Below are 22,276 nucleotides of genomic sequence, written 5' to 3'. Positions count from 1 at the left end.
GGCCGGGGCGCGCCCCGGCCGTACCCTTCGTTCGGGATTCTCCATGCGGGCACGCCGGCGCATTGCGCTGAACGTGCCCTTTTTTCGTCGTTTTCGGCCGGTGCGGGGTATCCCGGAAGCCCCATGTGCGCGGCGCCGCGACAACCCGGCCCGAAGCCGCTTGCGGCCCGTCGGACGGGCGATCGCGGCCGATGCCCGCACGATCGCCTCACATCGGTGCTTGACCTGCGCCGACCGACTCGCTAGCGTTTCGGGTTTGCCCGGGTGGCCATTGCCGCCGGTGCCGTGAGTGCGCCCGACGTCCTGGCGCACACGGCCGGGCTCCGATGGAAAAAACGATGCAGAAACTCGATGCGGCGAGCCCGCAGGCGATGTCGACGGATTTCACCGCCGACAACGTCGCGCGCCTGAAGGCGCTGTTCCCCGAACTCGTGACCGAAGGCCCGGACGGCGCGTCGGTCGACGTCGACGCGCTGAAGGCGCTGGTCGGCGAGCGCACCGTCGGCGACGCCGACGAGCGCTACGGCTTCCACTGGCACGGCAAGCGCAGCGCGCGCCAGGCCGCGCTCACGCCGTCGACGGGCACGCTGCGTCCGTGCCCCGGCGACAGCGTCGCGTGGGACGACACGCGCCATCTCGTGATCGAGGGCGACAACCTCGACGTGATGAAGCTGCTGCACAAGAGCTACGCGGGCAAGGTGAAGCTCGTCTACATCGACCCGCCGTACAACACCGGCAGCGATTTCGTCTATCCGGACGACTTCAGCGACAGCATCCGCCACTACCTGGCGATGACGGGCCAGACCGAAGGAGGCGTGAAGCGCAGCACCAACACCGAGGCGAACGGCCGGTTCCACACCGACTGGCTGAACATGATGTACCCGCGCCTGAAGCTCGCGCACGCGCTGCTGTCCGACGAAGGGCTGATCGCCGTGCACATCGACGAGCATGAAGTGCATGCGCTCGTGCTGATGCTGCGCGAGATCTTCGGCGAGGAGAACGAGCTCGGCGTCGCCGTGTGGGACAAGCGCAACCCGAAGGGCGATGCGCGCGGCGTGGCGTACCAGCACGAATCGCTGGTGCTGTTCGCGCGCAACGCGGAGACGCTGCTCGAGCAGGCGCCGCTGAGGCGCCCGAAGCGCAACGCGCAGCGCATGCTGGATGCCGCGCACGACGCGGTGTACCGCAGCGGCAACGTGAAGGATGCGCAAAAGGCCTACCGCGCATGGATGAAGGCGCAGACCAACCTGTCGGGCGGCGAGGTGATGTACGACCGGCTGTCGGCCGACGGGCGCGTGTACCGCCTCGTGTCGATGGCATGGCCGAACAAGAAGAAGGCGCCGGAAGAGTATTTCACGCCGCTGATCCACCCGGTCACCGGCAAGCCGTGCGCGATGCCGGCGCGCGGCTGGCGCAACCCGCCCGCGACGATGCAGGCGCTGATCGAGCGTGGCCAGATCGAATTCGGTCCGGATGAAACCACGCAGCCGCAGCGGATCTACTACCTCGACGAGAACATGTACGAGAACGTGCCGTCGGTGCTGCCGTTCGCCGGCTCCGACGACGCGCTGCTGAAGACGCTCGGCATCCCGTTCGACCAGCCGAAGCCGGTCGATTTCGCGGCGGCCGTGATCGGCTGGTGCACGCGCGGCGACGATATCGTGCTCGACTGCTTCGCCGGCTCCGGCTCGACCGGCCACGCGGTGATGCAGGTGAACGCGACCGACGGCGGCGCACGCCGCTACATCCTCGTGCAACTGCCCGAGGCGCTCGACCGCCGCGACAAGACGCAGCTGGCGGCCGCCGATTTCTGCGCGAAGCTGAAGAAGCCGCCGACGCTCGCCGAAATCACGAAGGAGCGCCTGCGCCGCGCGGCCCAGCAAGTGGCGCGCGACTATCCGGAAAGCTATGGCGACCTGGGCTTTCGCGTGTACCGGCTCGACACGACCAACGTGATCGAGTGGGATCCGCGCCGCGACGACTTCGACCATGCGCTCTTCGCGTCCGTCGAGCACGTGAAGACCGGCCGCAGCGAGGACGACCTGCTCGCCGAGCTGACGCTGAAGCTCGGCCTCGACCTGTGCACGCCGGTCGAGCATCACCAGGTCGCAGGCAAGACCGTGCACGTGATCGGCCGCTCGATCGTCGCGTGCTTCGATGCGCGCATTTCGCGCGACGACGCGGGCCCGCTCGCCGACGGCATCGTCGAACTGCTCGACGCGACCGGCGCGACGCGCGATGTCACGTGCCTGTTCCGCGACAGCGGCTTCGTCGACGACGTCGCGAAGCTCAATCTCGCCGCGCTGCTCGAACAGCATGGCGTGAAGCGCGTGCGGAGCCTGTGATGCGGCTGCATTTCGAAGCGGATCTCGACTACCAGCGCGAGGCGATCGACGCCGTCTGCGACCTGTTTCGCGGCCAGGAATCGTATCGCGGCGACTTCAGCGTGCTCGCGAACGCCGCGCCCGGCACCACGGCCGCGGCTCAAGGCTCGCTCGGCTTCGCGGTGTCCGAGCAAGGCGTCGGCAACCGGCTGTCGCTGACCGACGACGCGCTCGCACGCAATCTCGCCGACGTGCAGCTGCGCGGCGGGCTGCCGCCGTCCGGCTTGCCCGGCTCACGCGACTTCACCGTCGAGATGGAGACCGGCACCGGCAAGACCTACGTGTACCTGCGCACGATCTTCGAGCTGAACCGCCGCTACGGCTTCACGAAGTTCGTGATCGTCGTGCCGTCGATCGCGATCAAGGAAGGCGTGCACAAGACGCTTTCGATCACCGAGGACCATTTCCGCGCGCTGTACGCGGGCGTGCCGTACGACTACTTCCTGTACGACTCCGCGAAGCTCGGCCAGGTGCGCCACTTCGCGGCGAGCGCGGCGATCCAGATCATGGTGATGACGGTCGCCGCGATCAACAAGAAAGAGATCAACAACCTCTACAAGGACAGCGAGAAGACCGGCGGCGAGAAGCCGATCGACCTCATCCGCGCGACGCGGCCGATCGTGATCGTCGACGAGCCGCAAAGCGTCGACGGCGGGCTCGAGGGGCGCGGGCGCGAAGCGCTCGCCGCGATGGCGCCGCTCTGCACGCTGCGTTATTCGGCGACGCACGTCGACCGCCACCACATGGTGTACCGGCTCGACGCGGTCGACGCGTACGAGCGCAAGCTCGTCAAGCAGATCGAGATCGCGTCGGCGATCGTCGAGGACGCGCACAACAAGCCGTACGTGCGGCTTGTCAGCGTGTCGAACCGGCGCGGCGCGATCAGCGCGCGCATCGAGCTCGACGTCGCGACCGCGGCCGGCGTGAAGCGCCAGATCGTGTCGGCGACCGACGGCGACGATCTTGAACGCCTGACCAAGCGCGCGCTGTACGCGGGGCTGCGGATCGGCGAAGTGCATGCGGTGAAGGGTGCCGAATACGTCGAGCTGCGCCATCCGGAAGGCGAGGCGTTCCTGTCGCTCGGCGAGGCGTTCGGCGACATCGACACGCTCGCCGTGCAGCGCGAGATGATCCGCCGCACGATCCGCGAGCACCTCGACAAGGAATTGCGTCTGGCCGAGCGTGGTGTGAAGGTGCTGTCGCTGTTCTTCGTCGATTCGGTCGAGCGCTATCGCCGCTACGACGAGAACGGGATGCCCGTGAAGGGCGACTACGCGCTGATCTTCGAAGAGGAATATGCGCGCGCGGCGCGCGTGCCGGCCTACCGTGCGCTGTTCGACGGCGTCGACGTCGCGCTCGAAGTCGAGCGCGCGCACAACGGTTACTTCTCGATCGACCGCAAGGGCGGCTGGACCGACACGAGCGAAAGCAGCGCCGCGGCGCGCGAGAACGCGGAGCGCGCATACGGCCTCATCATGCGCGAGAAGGAAGCGCTGCTGTCGTTCGACACGCCGCTGAAGTTCATCTTCTCGCACTCGGCGCTGAAGGAAGGCTGGGACAACCCGAACGTGTTCCAGATCTGCACGCTGCGCGACATCCAGACCGAACGCGAGCGGCGCCAGACGCTCGGCCGCGGGCTGCGCCTCGCGGTCGACCAGGACGGCGAACGCGTGCGCGACCCGGGCGTGAACACGCTCACCGTGATCGCGACCGAGCGCTACGAGTCGTTCGCGGAGAACCTGCAGAAGGAAATCGAGGCCGATACGGGCATTCGTTTCGGGATCGTCGAGGAACACCAGTTCGCGGCACTGCCGGTGCAGGAAGGCGACGGGCCCGCGCACGCGCTCGGCATCGAGCTGTCGCGCGCGCTGTGGACGCATCTGCATGAGCAGGGCTACGTCGACGCGCAGGGCAAGGTGCTCGACCGGCTGAAGGATGCGCTGCGCCAGAGCGCGCTCGTGCTGCCCGACGCGTTCGAGTCGCTGCGCGCGCCGATCGTCGCGACGCTGCGCAAGCTGTCGGGCCGCTTCGCGGTGCGCAATGCGGACGAGCGTCGCGCGATCGCGTTGCGGCGCGATGCGTCGGGCAAGGCCGTCGTGTTCGGCGACGACTTCCGGGCGTTGTGGGACCGCATCCGCCATCGCACCGTGTACAGCGTCGAGTTCGACAACGCGAAGCTCGTGCGCGATTGCACGGCCGCGCTGCGCGACGCGCCGGACATCGCGCGCGCACGGCTGCAGTGGCGCAAGGCCGAGATCGATATCGGCAAGGCCGGCATCGAAGCGATCGAGGTGGCGGGCGCCGGCACGGTGCTGATCGACGAAGGCGAGTTGCCGCTTCCCGACCTGCTCACCGAACTGCAGGACCGCACGCAGCTCACGCGCCGCTCTCTCGCGACGATTCTGGCCGACAGCGGCCGGCTCGACGACTTCCGCGTGAATCCGCAGCAGTTCATCGCGCTGGCAGCCGATGCGATCAACCGCTGCAAGCGGCTCGCGCTGGTTGCGGGCATCGCGTACCGCAAGCTTGGCGAGCGCCACGTGCATGCGCTCGAGTCGTTCGAGAGCGAGGCGCTGACCGGCTACCTGCGCAACCTGCGGCCCGATGCGCGCAAGTCGATCCACGAGGCCGTCGTGTGCGAGACCGACGCGGAGCGTGCATTCGCCGATGCGCTCGAAGCGCACGACGGCGTGAAGCTGTACGCGAAACTGCCCGCGTGGTTCCGCGTGCCGACACCGCTCGGCAGCTATCACCCGGACTGGGCGGTGCTCGCGGAGCAGGACGGCGGCGAGCGGCTGTATTTCGTCGTCGATACGCCGAATGCCGACGGCGACGTGACGAGCGAGCACGAGCGCGCGAAGCTCGTGTGCGGCGAGGCGCATTTCCGTGCGCTGGTGGACGGCGGAGAGGCCGCGCGGTTCGTGCGCGTCAGGCAGGCCGATGCGTTGTTCGAGCCGGTTGCAGCCGTCGCGCCCCTGGCGGGCGCGGGACGCTGAAACGAAGGGCGGCGACGAGCCGCCCTTTTTTCATTTCATCGATCCGGTTACGGCGAATCCGTTTGTCATCCGAATGAAAGCGATTCGTATCCTCGCGGGTTCGTGCGCGTCGTTACGGGTGGTTGCAAATCGGGGTCGATGCGACGCCGGCGCGCGACACCTCCGTTTCGCCACCGCCATGAAAAAAGGGCGCCGAAGCGCCCTTCCTCAACATGCGTGCGCCGCAGTTACAGCGTGCGGCCGAACGCGTTGCGATGTGCGTGATGCGTGGACGTCGACGCATGCGCGGTATGGCCGTGCGTGTGCCCATGACCGTGGCCCGGCTGCGTGCCTGCACGATCGGCGATCGTGTCGGAGCGGTCGGCTGCACGCGCGAGGCCCTTGTCGCGGTCGCCCGAGCGGAAGCCGTTCGAGTTGCTCAGCGCTTCGCCGCTCATATGGCCGCCGGACATGCCGCCGGCGTTGCCGCCCATGCCGCCAGCGCCATGACCACCGCCGTTGCCCCCACCGTTGCCACCGGCCGCGGCATTCGCGGAAACGGCACCGAGTGCGAGGAGCGCGGCGGCCAGTACGGACAGATATCGTTGCGTTTTCATTGTTTGCTCCCTGGAGCGTGTTCGGATGATTGCATTCTAGGAACACGCGATTTCCGCGCGACTCGACGTTGTAAATGATCGTAACGGTGCGCGTGATGCGCATTCGTCGGATCAATGTGCGACATGCCGGATGCGTGCGCGGAATGCGCGGCCGGCCGTCGTCGGACGAAGCAAGATGAAAGGCGGGAACGGCGCTGTCGCGCCGTTTCCGCCGGTGAGCGCGCTTACTGCGCCGGCTGCACGCCCTGCGCGGCGGCCTTGCGCTGCGCCGCCATCTCCTGCTCGTGCTTCTTCGCCATGTGGTGGCCGACGATACAGCCGCCGACCGCACCGACCACGGCGTGATGTCCCGCGTAGTGGCCGGCGACGCCGCCCACCACCGCGCCCTTCATGCAGCCTGCCGCGTGCGCGCTGCCGATCGTTGCGAGCGCAACGACGGCGGCCGCTGCGCACGACCTGATGTGTCGAATGGGCATCATGCGATCACTCTCCTCTTGTCGTCGTGATCAGTATTCTCGTGAGCCGGCCGCCCGGTTCAGTTCCAGCGGCCGCGCCAGCCGTCGCCGTCACGCCAGGCGCGCTCGCGCCACTCGTGCTCGCGCCATTCACGGCGACGCCACTCGTGTTCACGCCATTGACGCGCACGCCAGTCGTCGTCGCGATAGCCCACCGGCGCGTACATCACCGGCGGCGGCGGCGCGACGTAGACCGGCTCGGGCGCCGCATAGACGCCTGGCACACCGATCCCGACCGACAGGTCGACGTGGGCCGATGCGACGCCCGAAGCTGCCAGCGCCGCTACACCGAGAACTGCACCGAGGATAAGTTTCTTGCTCATTTCGCGACTCCCTGCACGTGTCGTGCGTCATGTGACTACGGTTCGGAGTCTAGGCATCGGGCGCCGACACAGGTGAAACCGGTCTGCGAGACCGGTAACGGACGTTTACGGCGGGGCGCAAAGCGTTGCAGGACAGGGGTGGCGGGCGATTCGACACGCCGTTGCAACGGCGCATCGAATCGGTAAAGGTGGGAATTTTTGCCGGAAAACGCGCCGGCGCCGCTCGCCGCACGCGAATCGAACGAAGTTACGCGCGGATATCGTCGACGCTGCGCAGCCAGTGCACGCTGAACAGGCTATCCGCGTCGGTCCACACGGTGTCGGGCTCGAAGCCCGCACGGCGCGCGATCGCATGGAAGCCGCCGATTGTGAACTTGTGCGAGTTCTCGGTGTGGATGTGCTCGCCCGCCTCGAAGCGGAACGCGTGGCCGCGCACGTGCACCGTTTGCGCGATATCGCTGACGAGATGCATCTCGATGCGCTGCCGTTCGCGGTCGTAGAACGCGCAATGCGAAAACGCGTCGAGATCGAAGTCCGCGCCGAGTTCCGCGTTCGCGCGGGCGAGCAGGTTCAGGTTGAACCGCGCGGTCACGCCCTGCGCGTCGTTGTACGCGCGATGCAGCGTGCGCTCGTCCTTCACGAGATCCACGCCGACCAGCAGGCCGCCGCCGCGCAACAGCCGCGCGGCGTCGCGCAGGAACGCGTCGGCTTCCTCCGGCGAGAAGTTGCCGATCGTCGAGCCGGGGAAGAAGCCGATGCGCCGGCGCGGCGTCTCCGTCAGTTCGGCCAGTTGCTCGGCCTTCGTGTAGTCGGCCGCGATCGGCGCGACGTCGAGCCACGGATACGCGTCACGCAGCCGCGCCGCGGCGCCGTGCAGGTAGTCGGCCGAGATGTCGATCGGCACGTAGCGCGCCGGCGCGTTCGCGTAGTTGTCCGCACACGCGTCGAGCAGCACGCGGATCTTCTCGAGCGAGCCCGCGCCGAATTCGACGATGTCCGCATGCGGGCCGACGCGCCGCACGATCTCGGCCGCGCGATCGCGCAGGATGCCGAGTTCCGTACGCGTCGGGTAGTACTCGGGCAGCTCGCAGATGCTGTCGAACAATGCCGACCCGGCCGCATCGTAGAAGTATTTCGGCGAAATGCTGCGCGGCGTGCGCGACAGTCCGTCGATCAGGTCGCGCTCGAACGCGCTCGGCCGCGAATCGCGGGCGGGTTGCAGGCCACCGCTCGTGGCCGTCAGATCAGACGTCTCGCGCAAGTCGCACTCCCGTGAATTGCCAGCGCGCGGCCGGCGGAAAGAAATTGCGGTACGTCGGCCGTTCGTGCCCCGGCGGCGTCGCGATGCTGCTGCCGCGCAGGACCTGCTGGCCGACCATGAACTTGCCGTTGTATTCGGCGGCGACTCCCGCGAGCGGCCGAAAGCCCGGATACGGCTCGTAGGACGAACGGGTCCACTGCCACACGTGCCCGAGCATCTGCTGAATACCATCCGCGCCGAATGCGGCTTCCCATTCGAATTCGGTCGGCAGACGTGCGCCGGCCCACTCCGCGTACGCGGCCGCTTCGTAGAAGCTCACGTGACACACGGGCGCATCGGGCGCGAGCGTCTCCACGCCGTGCAGACCGAACGCGCGCCATGCGTGTACGGCTTCCGGCCCACCGTCGTCGTCCGGAATCCAGTACGCGGGCCCTCGCCAGCCGTCCCGCTGCACCGTCGCCCAGCCGTCCGACAGCCAGTATTCAGGGCGGGCGTAGCCGCCGTCCGCGACGAAAGCCGCGAATTCCGCATTCGTCACGAGACGGTTCGCGATCTCGTACGGACGCACGAGCGCCGTATGGCGCGGCCGTTCGTTGTCGAACGAGAACGCGTCGCCGTCGTGGCCGATCTCGACGAGCCCGCCCGGCTGATGCAGCCAGCGCAACGGGCCGGCATCGCCCGCGGCCAGGGCCGCGTGCCCATCGGCGCGATTGAGCGGCCGGAACGCAGGCTTGAGCGGGTTGCACGAGAACGCATGCAGCATGTCCGTGACGATCAGTTCCTGATGCTGCTGTTCGTGATGCAGGCCGAGTTCGATCTCGGGCGCGATCGTGGCGAGCATCGTCGGATCGGCGCCGTCGAGCGCGCGCAGCATCGCGTCGTCGACGTACTGACGGTACGCACTCACCTCGTCGAGCGACGGACGCGTGAGCAGCCCGCGCTGCGGCCGCGGATGGCGCGGGCCGAGCGCTTCGTAATAGGAATTGAAGAGGAACTGGAATGCGTCGTCGAATGGCGCGTAGCCATCCACGCGGCGCATCAGTACGACGGTTTCGAAGAACCAGGTCGTATGCGCGAGATGCCATTTCACCGGACTCGCGTCGGGCATCGACTGCACGGCCTGGTCTTCGGCGGATAGCGTCGCCGTCAACGCGACACTATGGGCGCGCACGTCCTGATAACGGCGCTGAAGCTGGGATGCAAGGAGGCTCATCGGTTTACCGTCCACGTCGCGATTCGCTGCGTTGCGTTGCCGGAAAAAGGAAAGCCTTGCGCTCGGATGCGCGCGGCTGGCGTGCGACCTTCATTGCTGCGATGTCGGGCAGCCGGCGCGCGCGCCGGGCCGCTGGTGCGGCGTCACATCATCTGCCCGTGCAGAACAGTATGGGCCAGAAATGTGAACGTCGCGAATCGGATTTCGGGCGAAACAAGTGCGAAAGACAAATGAAAGCACTCGCGCTTCGAGCGGCGACGTTGGCGAACCGTCGATGCCCGTGATGGCGGGGCCCGGCAGGCGATCGCAATGGGCATGCCTGCGCGTCGGCATTACCGCCGCCTCGTGACAGTCGCGCGGCACGCATGAAAGGTCGACGACCCGCGTTCACCGGCGCAACGGCGCCATGCGGTCGATATCGGCCCCGATCCGCACGCTGGCATCACGGCCGTCGGTGCGATGTTCGACTGCCCTGCCCTCCGTGCGCTTCCCGGCTTTTGAAAAATTTTTCGCGCCGATGTCACACGCGCGGGGGCCTCGCTCGTCATATCGCCGGAACCCACACGAAAGGAGAAGGAACCATGACTGCGAAACTCAATCCGTTCGCCGCCGCCCCCGCGCTGATGAAGAACTGGATGGCCGTATCGGTCGCCGCTGCCGGGAGCCTCGAGCCGACGCTGATCGAGCTGGTCAAGATCCGCGCGTCGCAGATCAACGCGTGTGCGAACTGCCTTAACATGCACACCGTCGAGGCCCGCGAGCAAGGCGAGACCGAGCAGCGCATCAATCTGCTGGCCGCGTGGCGCGAAGCGCCCTGCTACACCGACCGCGAACGCGCGGCGCTCGGCTGGACCGACGCGCTCACGCGGCTGTCGGAGGGCCATGGCGCGCACGAAGCCGCGTATGCGGCGCTCAACGACCACTTCAGCCAGGAGGAGCAGGTGAAACTCACGGTGATGATCAACGTGATCAACGGCTGGAACCGGCTGGCCGTCGGCTTCGGGCTGTGGATCGATCCGGCTGAAGCGAAAGCCGCTGCCGCGAAGATGGTGGCCTGATGACCAGCCTCGATCCGGCCGCGGGCAGCGCCGAAGACCGGGCCGACGCAGCGGCGAGCTTCGATCCGCTGCGTCGCACGCTGATCCGCGTCGCGTACCGGATGCTCGGTTCCGTCGCGGACGCCGAGGACATGGTGCAGGAGGCGTTCATCCGCTGGATGGGCGTCGATCGCACGGAGGTGCGCGTGCCCGAGGCGTTCCTGCGCCGCATGGTGATGCGCATGTGCCTCGATCAGCTGAAGTCCGCACGGCACCAGCGCGAGACCTATATCGGCCCGTGGCTGCCGGAGCCAGTCGTCGAGGAGGATGAACAGGAGGACGTCACGCTGCCGCTGATGCTCGCGCTCGAACGGCTGTCGCCGCTCGAACGTGCGGCGTTTTTGCTGCACGACGTGTTCGGCCTCGAGTTCGACGAGATCGCGACGACGATCCAGCGTGACCCGGCCGCATGCCGGCAGCTCGCCGCGCGGGCGCGCACGCATGTGCGCGAGGCGCGGCCGCGGTTTCATGTCGAGAAGCAGCGCGGAATTGAACTGGCCGAGGCGTTCTTCGCGGCGTCACGCAGCGGCGACATGCGCGCGCTCGGCGCGATGCTCGCCGAGGACGTGAGCCTGCATTCGGACGGCGGCGGCAAGCGCGCGGCCGCGGGCAAGCCGGTGTTCGGCTTCGAGCGCGTGATGAAGGTTCACGCATACCTGGCCGAACTGTTCGCCACGCATGCGTCGAAGCTCGTGCGGGCCGGGTTCATCAACGGGTTGCCGGGTTTCGTCACGCTGGAGGCCGACGGCGAGCTGCAGACCACGGCGCTCGAGATCGAAGACGGGAAAATCGTCGCGATCTATGTCGTGCGGAATCCTGACAAGTTGAAGCATCTGCATTGATGCTCGACGAGCGGGTGCTCTACGCCCTGCCTTGCCGATTACCCGCTGCTTGCCGCACGACGCATCGCCCAGGCATGCACGATTTCGTGCCGCAAAAAGAAAAACGCCACGCGATGTTGCCGCGTGGCGTTTGTATGTTGGCGAGCCGGATTGCCTGTAGGCAATGCGTGCTGCCAGACCCCTTCTTTTGTTCGTTGGTAGGCTCGATTGGATTCGAACCAACGACCCCCACCATGTCAAGGTGGTGCTCTAACCAACTGAGCTACGAGCCTAAGAAGCCGCGAATTATAGAGAGGGTTTTGGAGGTGCGCAAGTCCCTTTTGTGAAATTTATTCGATCGAGCATGGCGCGCATGGGCGGCGCACCGTGCGCGAAGCGAATTGCGATCGCATCCGGGTTGATCCCCACTGCGGGCTGCTTTGCTACGGCGCGGGCACGGTGCTCTGGATCTTCGCGTTGAGCAAGGCCGGGCTCACCGTCGTATATCCGTTTACCGTGCTCACGTTCGTGCTCGTCTTTCTGGCTGGAATCTTGTTCTTCGGCGAGCGTGTGTCGTACGCGCAATGGGGAGGCGTCGCCATGATCCTCGGCGGGCTGTATCTGATTGCCATGGTTCGATAGCGGGCGGACCGGCGCCGCAACTTATCCACAGCGCGCTATGGATAACCGTCGGGCAAGCCTCTGGATTCACAGTGGAACGATTGAGGATATGTCGCCGCGGCTGTGAATCGGCGGAAAGTTGTTCTGTGATGCACAGCGATTTTCCTGTGCATCACCTGTGGTTATGCATTCTGCTTCATGTTGAAAATTCATGGTGTTACGGAAGTTATCCACTGTGGAGCGGTGGGCTTGTTAACTATCACTACGTATATATACGAACCCTGTTAACACCTTTGGATAAGCACAGTCCGTCGACTGTGATCCGGGAAGGATATGCACTGCGCGCGGTGGATGAATCACGCGAAGTCGAAGCCAGTGACCAGCCCGAACGCTCGCATCTGTAAAGTCGCCAGGTTCTCGACAGGCCTCGTCGATGAACCGCTGGTGGTGGATATTGCTGGCCGCGTACCGGGGCTCATGGCCGATGTGGCCGCGGTTGTACGAGGATCCGTTATGACAATCACGTCATCGTCGTGCGACATGACGGACGTCACGACGCGGCGCAGGGTCTTCCGGATCCCGCAACGCCTGATTAGCTGGTCAGAGAAACGCGAGCGCTGAAGGCCGGTCTCGGAGGTGGATGCTCACCTGTACTACCATCATCGCTATCGAGTCGGCACGCCATGTTCCGCGGGACCCTTGGGTCAGATGAGGTATCTCGGAAAGCTGGGTTTCAAGGCAAAGGTGAAATGATGCCGCTGGTGAATTGTTCATACCACGGACATGTCGGAGGTGAGCTCGTGACTCGGGCCGTGTCCGATCTCGTCAACGATCGTAGCAACGGCAAGAGTGGGCACCGGGTCGTGCCATCGACGCTGGTGCGTGATGAAATCGAATTTCCGGGCTACATGCTCGAATCCGAAGAGACGAAAATTCTGGCGTTGGGCGGGAAGCATGAGGGGGCGGCGTCTATCGGTTCGACGATGACGAGTCGGTGGAATCCGCTATCGGGTAATTGACGGCAACTTGTGCTGAATGCCTGAGGGAATTGATTGCAAGGCAGGAAGAAGGGTAGGAGGACGAGTGCCTCGGGGAGAGAGATGACCAGGTTGAATTTCGACAAGGTCAATCGGGGTTCCGTCCAGCTCGATATCGCGACGCTGCTCGGCCTGAAGACGGCAACGTTAGCCCGAATGTCTTGTCTGGCAGGGCTTTGCCGGAACAGAGCAGACGATGCGGACGGTGCTGGTGCGGTCCGTCGTCGTGGATGCCTTGTGGATATCGAGAAGTCAAATCACTCGAAGGCCTGTGCGCTCGACGGATAAGGTAATCGAATTCGGTTCAGATGTTCGCGGTACCTTGCGGTTGTGGATATTGCACGCCAAAACAATCCGAAACACTGTGCAGGCCGAAGATGAGCGAGTCGACCGATGACCGCGCGCGGTGTCGACATGATTGATGTGGATATCCCGTTCCGCAGCGACTCGAAACCCTGTGATTCCAAAAGGGCGAGGGTGCCGGTGTTGTTTCGGTGTGGACAACAAACCGCGAAAGTCAGTCGAAACGCTGTGCAAGCGAGTGGTGACAGTAAGCACGCTCAAGTCAGAAGCCGCATCATTCGGGGCGTCGACGGCCGCCCACCGATCACCAGCCGCGCGCGCGTCGTACCGCTCAAGTCTGCTGATCGAGCGCCTGCGCGATCGCTTTCTCCGCGAGGCTTCCGGCCGGCCCGACCACCGCGAAATTGAGCCCGTTCACCGACCCGTACCGCGCGAGCAACGGCCCATCCACGCGTTGCCCGGCCGACAGCAGCCGGTGTTTCGATTCCGCCGGCCGGAGATAGAAGCTCAGTGTCCGCCCGGCATCGTCCTCATAGAGCACCATCGCGGCAGTGGCTCCGCTGTCCGTCGTAAACAGCCGCCCGCCAACCGGCCTGAACCCGGCCGCACTCAAATCCGGCAGCCGCGCCGACGCGCCGACGCGTCTGGTGAGCCACCCTTGCAAATCTCCCGCACGGGTTGGCCGAAAATCCACCTTCGCGGCTTGATCGACGACCATCATCCGGTAAGCCTCGACCGCATCGCTCATCGGCGCGATCGGAGGCGGCGCGTTCCATCCATGCGCCTGCCACCCGCCAAACGTCCCCAGCCCGATACAGAACACGAACGAAGCCGCCATCGCGAATCGCATCCGCGAGCGCTCCACACGCTTCGCCCGAATCGCAGCTGGATCGAGCTCAGGATTGTGACCGGGCATCCGCACGCTCTCGAGCGCGGCCCGCAATCGTTGCGCATCCTGCTGCCATTGCCTTACCTGTTCCGCACGCTCCGGATGCAGCGCGAGATATCGCTCGACCGCGGCGCGCGCGTCGTCGTCGAGCTGGCCGTCGACATAGGCCTGGAGATCATGTTCGTCGGGACGGAGGTGGTTCATTTCATCACGCGGAGAGAAGGAGCGGGAAGTTCCCCGTCGCTGAGCTGGCGCAGCGCCTGGCGTGCGCGGGAGAGTCGCGACATCACGGTGCCGATCGGCACGCCGAGCAGGTCGGCGACTTCCTGATACGTGAAGCCCTCGACCGCGACGAGCAGCAGCAGGCTGCGCTGCTCGTCGGAGAGCCGGCCGAACGCCTCGAGCGTCGCGCGTGCGGCCACCTCACGTTCGGCGGACGGCCAGTGCGCTTCGTCGTCGTCGCGAATGCGGCCGAGCAGCCATGCGTAGCGCTTCGCGCTGCGTTTGCCGTCGAGAAACTGCCGGTAAAGGATCGTGAAGAGCCAGCTGCGCAACGACGCGTCGTCGCGGCGGCTTGCCCAGCGCGACAGCGCGCGCTCGAGCGTCGACTGGACGAGATCGTCGGCGGCGTGGACGTCGCGCGCCAGCCAGAGCGCGAAGCGTCGCAGCCTGGGGATGAGTTCGCGCAATGCGTCGTCGTCGGGGGCGTTTGAGGGCATGGCCGGGGCGCGAGCCGATAAGCGTGGAGATGCCGCGTAGGACGCCGGTCGGCGTCGCTTATTCCGTCAGCATACGAAAAATTTCTTCATGGAATAAAGCGGCGCGGGTGGCGTCCTACACGCGTTCGACAATGATCAGACGATCGGGAGTGCATCCATGAAGCAATCTTCCTCTTCTTCGCCGCCGAGCGAACCCGGGCGCGGGTGGTGGCGCTGGGCCGTGATCGGCGGCGCGGTGGCCGGCGTGGCCGTGGCGTTCGGGTATGTCGGCGGCTGGCTTGCGCCGGCGCGTCTGACCCCGCACCGGCTCGTCGACGCGCTGCAGACGGCCGGCGGCGAGCATCCAGGCTTCCGGCGCAATCACGCGAAGGGCGTGTGCGTGACCGGTTACTTCGAAGGCAACGGCGCCGCGAGCGCGTATTCGGTCGCGCCGTTCTTCAAGGCGGTGCGCACGCCGGTGGTCGGGCGCTTCGCGCTGCCGGGCGGGAATCCGTATGCGCCCGACAGCAGCGTGCCGATCCGCAGCCTCGCGCTGAAGCTCACCGCACCGGACGGCCAGCAATGGCGGACCGGGATGAACGCGATGCCTGTGTTTCCGGTGGCGACGCCGAAGGCGTTCTACGCGCAGTTGCTGGCGACCCGGCCGGATCCGGCGACGGGCAAGCCCGATCCGGCGAAGGTGAAGGCGTTTTTCGGCGCGCATCCGGAGACGGCAGCGTTCCGCGCATGGGTGAAGGGTGCGAAGCCGAGCGCGAGCTACGTCACCGAAAGCTATTACGGATTGAACGCGTTCTACTTCGTCGATGCTGCCGGCAAGCGCCAGGCGGTGCGGTGGCGCGTCGTGCCGGAGCAGATGACGGGCGCCGGCGACGTCGCGACGGCCGCGGATCCGAACGTGTTGCAGCAGGACCTGACGCGGCGCATCGCGGACGGTGCGCAGAAGTGGAAGCTGCTGGTCACGCTGGCCGAGCCCGGCGACCCGGTGGACGACGCGACGAAGGCCTGGCCCGCGCAGCGGACGACGATCGACGCGGGGACGCTCGTGCTCGATCGCGTGGAGCCGCAGGACAGCGGGCCGTGCCGGGACGTGAATTACGACCCGACGGTGCTGCCGCAGGGAATTCAGGTGTCGGGGGATCCGTTGCTGGCGGCGCGGTCCGCGGCGTATGCGGATTCGTATCTGCGCCGGACGAGTGAAGAGGCCGGCGTGGCCGGCGCGGCGCGACTGAGTGCGGAGGGACGATGATGAAGGCTACGACGACGTTTAGCTTGCCGGCGAGGCTGCTGCATTGGGTGATGGCCGCGATGATCGTCGCGATGCTGTTCATCGGGGTGGGGATGGTGGCGTCGGTTTCCGGGCGGCACGATTTCCTGGTGGCGTTGCACAAGCCGCTGGGGATTGCCGTGCTGGTGCTGGTTTGCGTGCGGATCGTGGTGCGGTTCGTGTCGAAACCGCCCGCATTGCCCGAGGATCTGCCCTGGTGGCAGAAGCTTGCCGCGCATGGGTCGCATATCGCGCTGTACGCGCTGATGCTGGCGATGCCGCTGATCGGATGGGCGATGCTGTCGGCGGGCGGGTATCCGGTGACGCTGGGTGGCGGCGTGCAGTTGCCGGCGCTGGTCTCGGCCGACGCGGTGACGTTTGCCTGGCTCAGGGTTGCGCACCGGGTGTTGGCTTACCTGTTCTTCGTGACGTTCCTCGCACACTTTGCGGCGGCGCTGTATCACGGGTTGATTCGGCGGGATGGGGTGGTGAGGGCGATGGTGGGGAGGTGAGCGACGCAGCGTTACGCTCGATGCGGGCGAGGTCGCTCAAACGCTATCTCGCCCGGATCGAGTCGAGCGGCTTCCGTGGCCACCCGTGGGGGGCGGCTCGACGGTCCCGGGCCCGCTTGTAAAAATATTTTCACAAAGTGCTTGCGGAGACCGGGGCAGGTGCATAGAATCACGCCTCTTTCGCGCTAACGGAAACGCAGCGCGGAGGAAGAAGGGAAGCGGTGCGGTTGGGATCGGTTGTAGCGACTCCAGTGCACACGAAATTAAACCGCAGTCGCCGCAACGAAGCAGTTCAAAAAGTTGTTGACTGACTGAAAAAGACGGTTCATAATCTCGCTTCTCTGCTGCTGAAAACGCAGCGCTGCTGAGAAACTTCAGGTTTCTCGCAGAAATGCTCTTTAAAAATTAACAGCCGATAAGTGTGGGCGCTTGATGGAAGCGAGCTGATCTTCGGATCAGATAGCGAAAGTATCAAGAGTCTCACACTAAAGTAAGTCAGGTTTATGAAGTGATTCATATTCCTGTCAGCTTTGAGTGAGCGACCGGTTCGAAAGAACCGAAAACAGTAACAGGTTTAAACTGAAGAGTTTGATCCTGGCTCAGATTGAACGCTGGCGGCATGCCTTACACATGCAAGTCGAACGGCAGCACGGGTGCTTGCACCTGGTGGCGAGTGGCGAACGGGTGAGTAATACATCGGAACATGTCCTGTAGTGGGGGATAGCCCGGCGAAAGCCGGATTAATACCGCATACGATCTACGGATGAAAGCGGGGGACCTTCGGGCCTCGCGCTATAGGGTTGGCCGATGGCTGATTAGCTAGTTGGTGGGGTAAAGGCCTACCAAGGCGACGATCAGTAGCTGGTCTGAGAGGACGACCAGCCACACTGGGACTGAGACACGGCCCAGACTCCTACGGGAGGCAGCAGTGGGGAATTTTGGACAATGGGCGAAAGCCTGATCCAGCAATGCCGCGTGTGTGAAGAAGGCCTTCGGGTTGTAAAGCACTTTTGTCCGGAAAGAAATCCTTGGTTCTAATATAGCCGGGGGATGACGGTACCGGAAGAATAAGCACCGGCTAACTACGTGCCAGCAGCCGCGGTAATACGTAGGGTGCAAGCGTTAATCGGAATTACTGGGCGTAAAGCGTGCGCAGGCGGTTTGCTAAGACCGATGTGAAATCCCCGGGCTCAACCTGGGAACTGCATTGGTGACTGGCAAGCTAGAGTATGGCAGAGGGGGGTAGAATTCCACGTGTAGCAGTGAAATGCGTAGAGATGTGGAGGAATACCGATGGCGAAGGCAGCCCCCTGGGCCAATACTGACGCTCATGCACGAAAGCGTGGGGAGCAAACAGGATTAGATACCCTGGTAGTCCACGCCCTAAACGATGTCAACTAGTTGTTGGGGATTCATTTCCTTAGTAACGTAGCTAACGCGTGAAGTTGACCGCCTGGGGAGTACGGTCGCAAGATTAAAACTCAAAGGAATTGACGGGGACCCGCACAAGCGGTGGATGATGTGGATTAATTCGATGCAACGCGAAAAACCTTACCTACCCTTGACATGGTCGGAATCCTGCTGAGAGGCGGGAGTGCTCGAAAGAGAACCGGCGCACAGGTGCTGCATGGCTGTCGTCAGCTCGTGTCGTGAGATGTTGGGTTAAGTCCCGCAACGAGCGCAACCCTTGTCCTTAGTTGCTACGCAAGAGCACTCTAAGGAGACTGCCGGTGACAAACCGGAGGAAGGTGGGGATGACGTCAAGTCCTCATGGCCCTTATGGGTAGGGCTTCACACGTCATACAATGGTCGGAACAGAGGGTTGCCAACCCGCGAGGGGGAGCTAATCCCAGAAAACCGATCGTAGTCCGGATTGCACTCTGCAACTCGAGTGCATGAAGCTGGAATCGCTAGTAATCGCGGATCAGCATGCCGCGGTGAATACGTTCCCGGGTCTTGTACACACCGCCCGTCACACCATGGGAGTGGGTTTTACCAGAAGTGGCTAGTCTAACCGCAAGGAGGACGGTCACCACGGTAGGATTCATGACTGGGGTGAAGTCGTAACAAGGTAGCCGTATCGGAAGGTGCGGCTGGATCACCTCCTTTCCAGAGCTTCTCGCAAAATTGAGCGCTCACGCTTATCGGCTGTTGATAAAGACAGAAAGACTGTCTGTTAGCGGTTTAATCGGTTATAATGCCGGCCGCTTTCGATAATCCTCAATGACAAACATTCGAATGAAGTTTGGTTCGAGTTTTTCTCATTGGCGATTGAGCCAGTCAGAGCGGTACGAAAGTATCGGCTGTCGTTCTTTAACAATCTGGAAGAAGTAAGTAATTTGGATAGCAGAAGCGTCTTGAGATGGACGTGGAAACTATCCGGGTTGTGATTGTATCGATGTATCTCAAGATGATTCGAACTCTATGTTCGACTCGATTTTGGAATACGGCACAACGCGAGAACTCAACCTATAACGAGACAGACTCGTTATAGGGTCAAGCGAACAAGTGCATGTGGTGGATGCCTTGGCGATCACAGGCGATGAAGGACGCGGTAGCCTGCGAAAAGCTACGGGGAGCTGGCAAACGAGCTTTGATCCGTAGATGTCCGAATGGGGAAACCCACTCCTTTTGGAGTATCCATGACTGAATACATAGGTCATGCGAAGCGAACGCGGTGAACTGAAACATCTAAGTAACCGCAGGAAAAGAAATCAACCGAGATTCCCAAAGTAGTGGCGAGCGAAATGGGATGAGCCTTGCACTCTTTATTTGTATTGTTAGCCGAACGCTCTGGAAAGTGCGGCCATAGCAGGTGATAGCCCTGTAGGCGAAAACAGTATGAAAGAACTAGGTGTGCGACAAGTAGGGCGGGACACGTGAAATCCTGTCTGAAGATGGGGGGACCATCCTCCAAGGCTAAATACTCGTGATCGACCGATAGTGAACCAGTACCGTGAGGGAAAGGCGAAAAGAACCCCGGGAGGGGAGTGAAATAGATCCTGAAACCGCATGCATACAAACAGTCGGAGCCTCGAAAGGGGTGACGGCGTACCTTTTGTATAATGGGTCAGCGACTTACGTTCAGTAGCAAGCTTAACCGTATAGGGCAGGCGTAGCGAAAGCGAGTCCGAATAGGGCGTTCAGTTGCTGGGCGTAGACCCGAAACCAAGTGATCTATCCATGGCCAGGATGAAGGTGCGGTAACACGTACTGGAGGTCCGAACCCACTAACGTTGAAAAGTTAGGGGATGAGCTGTGGATAGGGGTGAAAGGCTAAACAAACTTGGAAATAGCTGGTTCTCTCCGAAAACTATTTAGGTAGTGCCTCGTGTCTCACCTTCGGGGGTAGAGCACTGTCATGGTTGGGGGGTCTATTGCAGATTACCCCGCCATAGCAAACTCCGAATACCGAAGAGTGCAATCACGGGAGACAGACATCGGGTGCTAACGTCCGGTGTCAAGAGGGAAACAACCCAGACCGCCAGCTAAGGTCCCCAAATATAGCTAAGTGGGAAACGAAGTGGGAAGGCTAAAACAGTCAGGAGGTTGGCTTAGAAGCAGCCACCCTTTAAAGAAAGCGTAATAGCTCACTGATCGAGTCGTCCTGCGCGGAAGATGTAACGGGGCTAAGCTATATACCGAAGCTGCGGATGCGAGCTTTGCTCGCATGGTAGGAGAGCGTTCCGTAAGCCTGCGAAGGTGCCTTGTAAAGGGTGCTGGAGGTATCGGAAGTGCGAATGCTGACATGAGTAGCGATAAAGGGGGTGAAAGGCCCCCTCGCCGTAAGCCCAAGGTTTCCTACGCAACGTTCATCGGCGTAGGGTGAGTCGGCCCCTAAGGCGAGGCAGAAATGCGTAGCTGATGGGAAGCAGGTCAATATTCCTGCACCATTGTTAGATGCGATGGGGGGACGGATCGCGGAAGGTTGTCCGGGTGTTGGAAGTCCCGGTCGCTGCATTGGAGAAGGCACTTAGGCAAATCCGGGTGCGCAATTCAAGGGTGTGGCGCGAGCTCCTTCGGGAGCGAAGCAATTGGAAGTGGTTCCAAGAAAAGCCTCTAAGCTTCAGTCTAACGATGACCGTACCGCAAACCGACACAGGTGGGCGAGATGAGTATTCTAAGGCGCTTGAGAGAACTCGGGAGAAGGAACTCGGCAAATTGGTACCGTAACTTCGGGATAAGGTACGCCCTTGTAGCTTGACTGGCCTGCGCCAGGAGGGTGAAGGGGTTGCAATAAACTGGTGGCTGCGACTGTTTAATAAAAACACAGCACTCTGCAAACACGAAAGTGGACGTATAGGGTGTGACGCCTGCCCGGTGCCGGAAGATTAAATGATGGGGTGCAAGCTCTTGATTGAAGTCCCGGTAAACGGCGGCCGTAACTATAACGGTCCTAAGGTAGCGAAATTCCTTGTCGGGTAAGTTCCGACCTGCACGAATGGCGTAACGATGGCCACACTGTCTCCTCCCGAGACTCAGCGAAGTTGAAGTGTTTGTGATGATGCAATCTACCCGCGGCTAGACGGAAAGACCCCATGAACCTTTACTGTAGCTTTGCATTGGACTTTGAACCGATCTGTGTAGGATAGGTGGGAGGCTATGAAACCGGAACGCTAGTTTCGGTGGAGCCGTCCTTGAAATACCACCCTGGTTTGTTTGAGGTTCTAACCTTGGCCCGTGATCCGGGTCGGGGACAGTGCATGGTAGGCAGTTTGACTGGGGCGGTCTCCTCCCAAAGCGTAACGGAGGAGTACGAAGGTACGCTAGGTACGGTCGGAAATCGTGCTGATAGTGCAATGGCATAAGCGTGCTTAACTGCGAGACCGACAAGTCGAGCAGGTGCGAAAGCAGGTCATAGTGATCCGGTGGTTCTGTATGGAAGGGCCATCGCTCAACGGATAAAAGGTACTCTGGGGATAACAGGCTGATACCGCCCAAGAGTTCATATCGACGGCGGTGTTTGGCACCTCGATGTCGGCTCATCTCATCCTGGGGCTGTAGCCGGTCCCAAGGGTATGGCTGTTCGCCATTTAAAGAGGTACGTGAGCTGGGTTTAAAACGTCGTGAGACAGTTTGGTCCCTATCTGCCGTGGGCGTTGGATATTTGAAGGGGGCTGCTCCTAGTACGAGAGGACCGGAGTGGACGAACCTCTGGTGTACCGGTTGTCACGCCAGTGGCATCGCCGGGTAGCTATGTTCGGAAGAGATAACCGCTGAAAGCATCTAAGCGGGAAACTCGCCTTAAGATGAGATATCCCTGGGGACTAGATCCCCTTGAAGGGTCGTTCGAGACCAGGACGTTGATAGGTCAGGTGTGTAAGCGCAGTAATGCGTTCAGCTAACTGATACTAATTGCCCGTAAGGCTTGATCCTATAACAAGTCTGTTTCGACAGTCGTTAGCGCTTCAGCGCTTTACGAATGTCGAACGTCGAGTGCAAGGCACTCGACGTACAGCGGTTGAACTACCGCGTATGTGTGAGATACAACCTCACAACCCAACGAAATTACTGCTTCTTCCAAGATTGGTTCTGTTGGCCACGCCAGCAGAACAACCCTCTTTGCCTGATGACCATAGCGAGTCGGTCCCACCCCTTCCCATCCCGAACAGGACCGTGAAACGACTCTACGCCGATGATAGTGCGGATTCCCGTGTGAAAGTAGGTAATCGTCAGGCTCCCTAAGCCAGAAACCCCCGCCCAAAAGGCGGGGGTTTTTGCATTT

At 62.7% G+C, this 22,276-nt stretch carries 15 protein-coding genes, 1 tRNA gene and 3 rRNA genes; 11 read left to right on the top strand and 8 right to left on the bottom strand.

From position 1 onward, the window contains the following. Positions 1-326: 326 nt before the first annotated feature. A complete protein-coding gene (locus tag ACT2FV_RS17225) occupies positions 327-2,345 on the top strand; it encodes a site-specific DNA-methyltransferase (RefSeq protein ID WP_444504516.1) in 2,019 nt (672 codons plus the stop codon). Then, a complete protein-coding gene (locus tag ACT2FV_RS17220) occupies positions 2,345-5,380 on the top strand; it encodes a type III restriction-modification system endonuclease (protein ID WP_444504515.1) in 3,036 nt (1,011 codons plus the stop codon). Before ACT2FV_RS17225 ends, ACT2FV_RS17220 begins: the two co-directional genes overlap by 1 nt. A gap of 227 nt (positions 5,381-5,607) precedes the next feature. Here ACT2FV_RS17220 and ACT2FV_RS17215 read toward each other — a convergent pair whose 3' ends face one another. From ACT2FV_RS17215 to egtB, 5 genes are all read right to left on the bottom strand, one after another. Then, positions 5,608-5,976 carry a hypothetical protein gene (locus ACT2FV_RS17215; RefSeq protein WP_059602214.1) on the bottom strand — a complete coding sequence of 123 codons (369 nt, stop codon included), beginning with the start codon at positions 5,974-5,976 and terminating at the stop codon, positions 5,608-5,610. Positions 5,977-6,200: 224 nt separating this feature from the next. After that, positions 6,201-6,455 (bottom strand): hypothetical protein, encoded by a 255-nt coding sequence (locus ACT2FV_RS17210; RefSeq protein WP_124627843.1) that lies wholly within the window; start codon positions 6,453-6,455, stop codon positions 6,201-6,203. 56 nt (positions 6,456-6,511) lie between these two features. After that, a complete protein-coding gene (locus ACT2FV_RS17205) occupies positions 6,512-6,814 on the bottom strand; it encodes a hypothetical protein (RefSeq protein ID WP_059448027.1) in 303 nt (100 codons plus the stop codon). Between the two features lie 247 nt (positions 6,815-7,061). Continuing rightward, the gene (gene egtD / locus ACT2FV_RS17200; protein WP_444504514.1) at positions 7,062-8,075 is read right to left on the bottom strand and encodes an L-histidine N(alpha)-methyltransferase; all 1,014 of its coding nucleotides are present in this window, start codon (positions 8,073-8,075) and stop codon (positions 7,062-7,064) included. Next, entirely contained in the window at positions 8,059-9,288 is a 1,230-nt protein-coding gene (gene egtB / locus ACT2FV_RS17195) for an ergothioneine biosynthesis protein EgtB (RefSeq protein WP_444504513.1), read from the bottom strand. Before egtB ends, egtD begins: the two co-directional genes overlap by 17 nt. 581 nt (positions 9,289-9,869) lie before the next feature. Here egtB and ACT2FV_RS17190 point away from each other — a divergent pair. Beyond that, entirely contained in the window at positions 9,870-10,346 is a 477-nt protein-coding gene (locus ACT2FV_RS17190) for a carboxymuconolactone decarboxylase family protein (protein ID WP_059602222.1), read from the top strand. Beyond that, positions 10,346-11,227, top strand: a complete 882-nt coding sequence (locus ACT2FV_RS17185) for a sigma-70 family RNA polymerase sigma factor (protein ID WP_226118542.1) — start codon at positions 10,346-10,348, stop codon at positions 11,225-11,227. Before ACT2FV_RS17190 ends, ACT2FV_RS17185 begins: the two co-directional genes overlap by 1 nt. 195 nt (positions 11,228-11,422) lie before the next feature. Here the strand turns inward: ACT2FV_RS17185 and ACT2FV_RS17180 are convergent. After that, positions 11,423-11,499, bottom strand: a tRNA-Val gene (locus ACT2FV_RS17180). 94 nt (positions 11,500-11,593) lie between these two features. Here ACT2FV_RS17180 and ACT2FV_RS17175 point away from each other — a divergent pair. Together ACT2FV_RS17175 and ACT2FV_RS17170 are read left to right on the top strand one after the other, a co-directional pair. Beyond that, positions 11,594-11,848, top strand: a complete 255-nt coding sequence (locus ACT2FV_RS17175; protein WP_444504512.1) for an EamA family transporter — start codon at positions 11,594-11,596, stop codon at positions 11,846-11,848. 791 nt (positions 11,849-12,639) lie between these two features. Further along, positions 12,640-12,846, top strand: a complete 207-nt coding sequence (locus ACT2FV_RS17170) for a hypothetical protein (protein WP_444504511.1) — start codon at positions 12,640-12,642, stop codon at positions 12,844-12,846. 652 nt (positions 12,847-13,498) lie between these two features. Here ACT2FV_RS17170 and ACT2FV_RS17165 read toward each other — a convergent pair. Next, entirely contained in the window at positions 13,499-14,260 is a 762-nt protein-coding gene (locus ACT2FV_RS17165; RefSeq protein WP_444504510.1) for an anti-sigma factor family protein, read from the bottom strand. Next, positions 14,257-14,775, bottom strand: coding sequence for a sigma-70 family RNA polymerase sigma factor (locus ACT2FV_RS17160; RefSeq protein ID WP_124627827.1), 519 nt, complete (start codon positions 14,773-14,775; stop codon positions 14,257-14,259). Before ACT2FV_RS17160 ends, ACT2FV_RS17165 begins: the two co-directional genes overlap by 4 nt. 157 nt (positions 14,776-14,932) lie before the next feature. On the opposite strand from ACT2FV_RS17160, the gene ACT2FV_RS17155 reads away from it, so the two are divergent. The 5 genes from ACT2FV_RS17155 (at position 14,933) to rrf (ending at position 22,229) form a co-directional block, all read left to right on the top strand. After that, on the top strand, positions 14,933-16,021 hold the full coding sequence (locus ACT2FV_RS17155) for a catalase family peroxidase (RefSeq protein WP_444504509.1): 1,089 nt from the start codon (positions 14,933-14,935) through the stop codon (positions 16,019-16,021). Next, the gene (locus ACT2FV_RS17150; protein WP_444504508.1) at positions 16,018-16,551 is read left to right on the top strand and encodes a cytochrome b; all 534 of its coding nucleotides are present in this window, start codon (positions 16,018-16,020) and stop codon (positions 16,549-16,551) included. The genes ACT2FV_RS17155 and ACT2FV_RS17150 overlap by 4 nt, the downstream gene beginning before the upstream one ends. Before the next feature lie 576 nt (positions 16,552-17,127). Next, positions 17,128-18,660, top strand: a 16S ribosomal RNA gene (locus ACT2FV_RS17145). A 385-nt stretch (positions 18,661-19,045) separates the two neighbouring features. After that, positions 19,046-21,927, top strand: a 23S ribosomal RNA gene (locus tag ACT2FV_RS17140). A gap of 189 nt (positions 21,928-22,116) precedes the next feature. Further along, a 5S ribosomal RNA gene (gene rrf, locus ACT2FV_RS17135) occupies positions 22,117-22,229 on the top strand. The 16S, 23S and 5S rRNA genes sit together here, the layout of an rRNA operon. The last annotated feature ends 47 nt before the right edge of the window (positions 22,230-22,276 follow it).

It is taken from the genome of Burkholderia sp. PR2 (assembly GCF_052372875.1).
Classification (GTDB): domain Bacteria; phylum Pseudomonadota; class Gammaproteobacteria; order Burkholderiales; family Burkholderiaceae; genus Burkholderia; species Burkholderia diffusa.
Note: the sequence above shows the minus strand (reverse complement) of the source record. Positions and strands in the feature narration are given on the sequence as shown.

Coding starts and splice junctions, on each gene's coding strand:
- ACT2FV_RS17215 (WP_059602214.1), bottom strand. CDS start 5,976: ATGAAAACGCAACGATATCTGTCCGTACTGGCCGCCGCGCTCCTCGCA.
- ACT2FV_RS17185 (WP_226118542.1), top strand. CDS start 10,346: ATGACCAGCCTCGATCCGGCCGCGGGCAGCGCCGAAGACCGGGCCGAC.
- egtB (WP_444504513.1), bottom strand. CDS start 9,288: ATGAGCCTCCTTGCATCCCAGCTTCAGCGCCGTTATCAGGACGTGCGC.
- ACT2FV_RS17205 (WP_059448027.1), bottom strand. CDS start 6,814: ATGAGCAAGAAACTTATCCTCGGTGCAGTTCTCGGTGTAGCGGCGCTG.
- ACT2FV_RS17210 (WP_124627843.1), bottom strand. CDS start 6,455: ATGATGCCCATTCGACACATCAGGTCGTGCGCAGCGGCCGCCGTCGTT.
- ACT2FV_RS17220 (WP_444504515.1), top strand. CDS start 2,345: ATGCGGCTGCATTTCGAAGCGGATCTCGACTACCAGCGCGAGGCGATC.
- ACT2FV_RS17225 (WP_444504516.1), top strand. CDS start 327: ATGGAAAAAACGATGCAGAAACTCGATGCGGCGAGCCCGCAGGCGATG.
- ACT2FV_RS17190 (WP_059602222.1), top strand. CDS start 9,870: ATGACTGCGAAACTCAATCCGTTCGCCGCCGCCCCCGCGCTGATGAAG.
- ACT2FV_RS17160 (WP_124627827.1), bottom strand. CDS start 14,775: ATGCCCTCAAACGCCCCCGACGACGACGCATTGCGCGAACTCATCCCC.
- ACT2FV_RS17165 (WP_444504510.1), bottom strand. CDS start 14,260: ATGAACCACCTCCGTCCCGACGAACATGATCTCCAGGCCTATGTCGAC.
- ACT2FV_RS17150 (WP_444504508.1), top strand. CDS start 16,018: ATGATGAAGGCTACGACGACGTTTAGCTTGCCGGCGAGGCTGCTGCAT.
- ACT2FV_RS17155 (WP_444504509.1), top strand. CDS start 14,933: ATGAAGCAATCTTCCTCTTCTTCGCCGCCGAGCGAACCCGGGCGCGGG.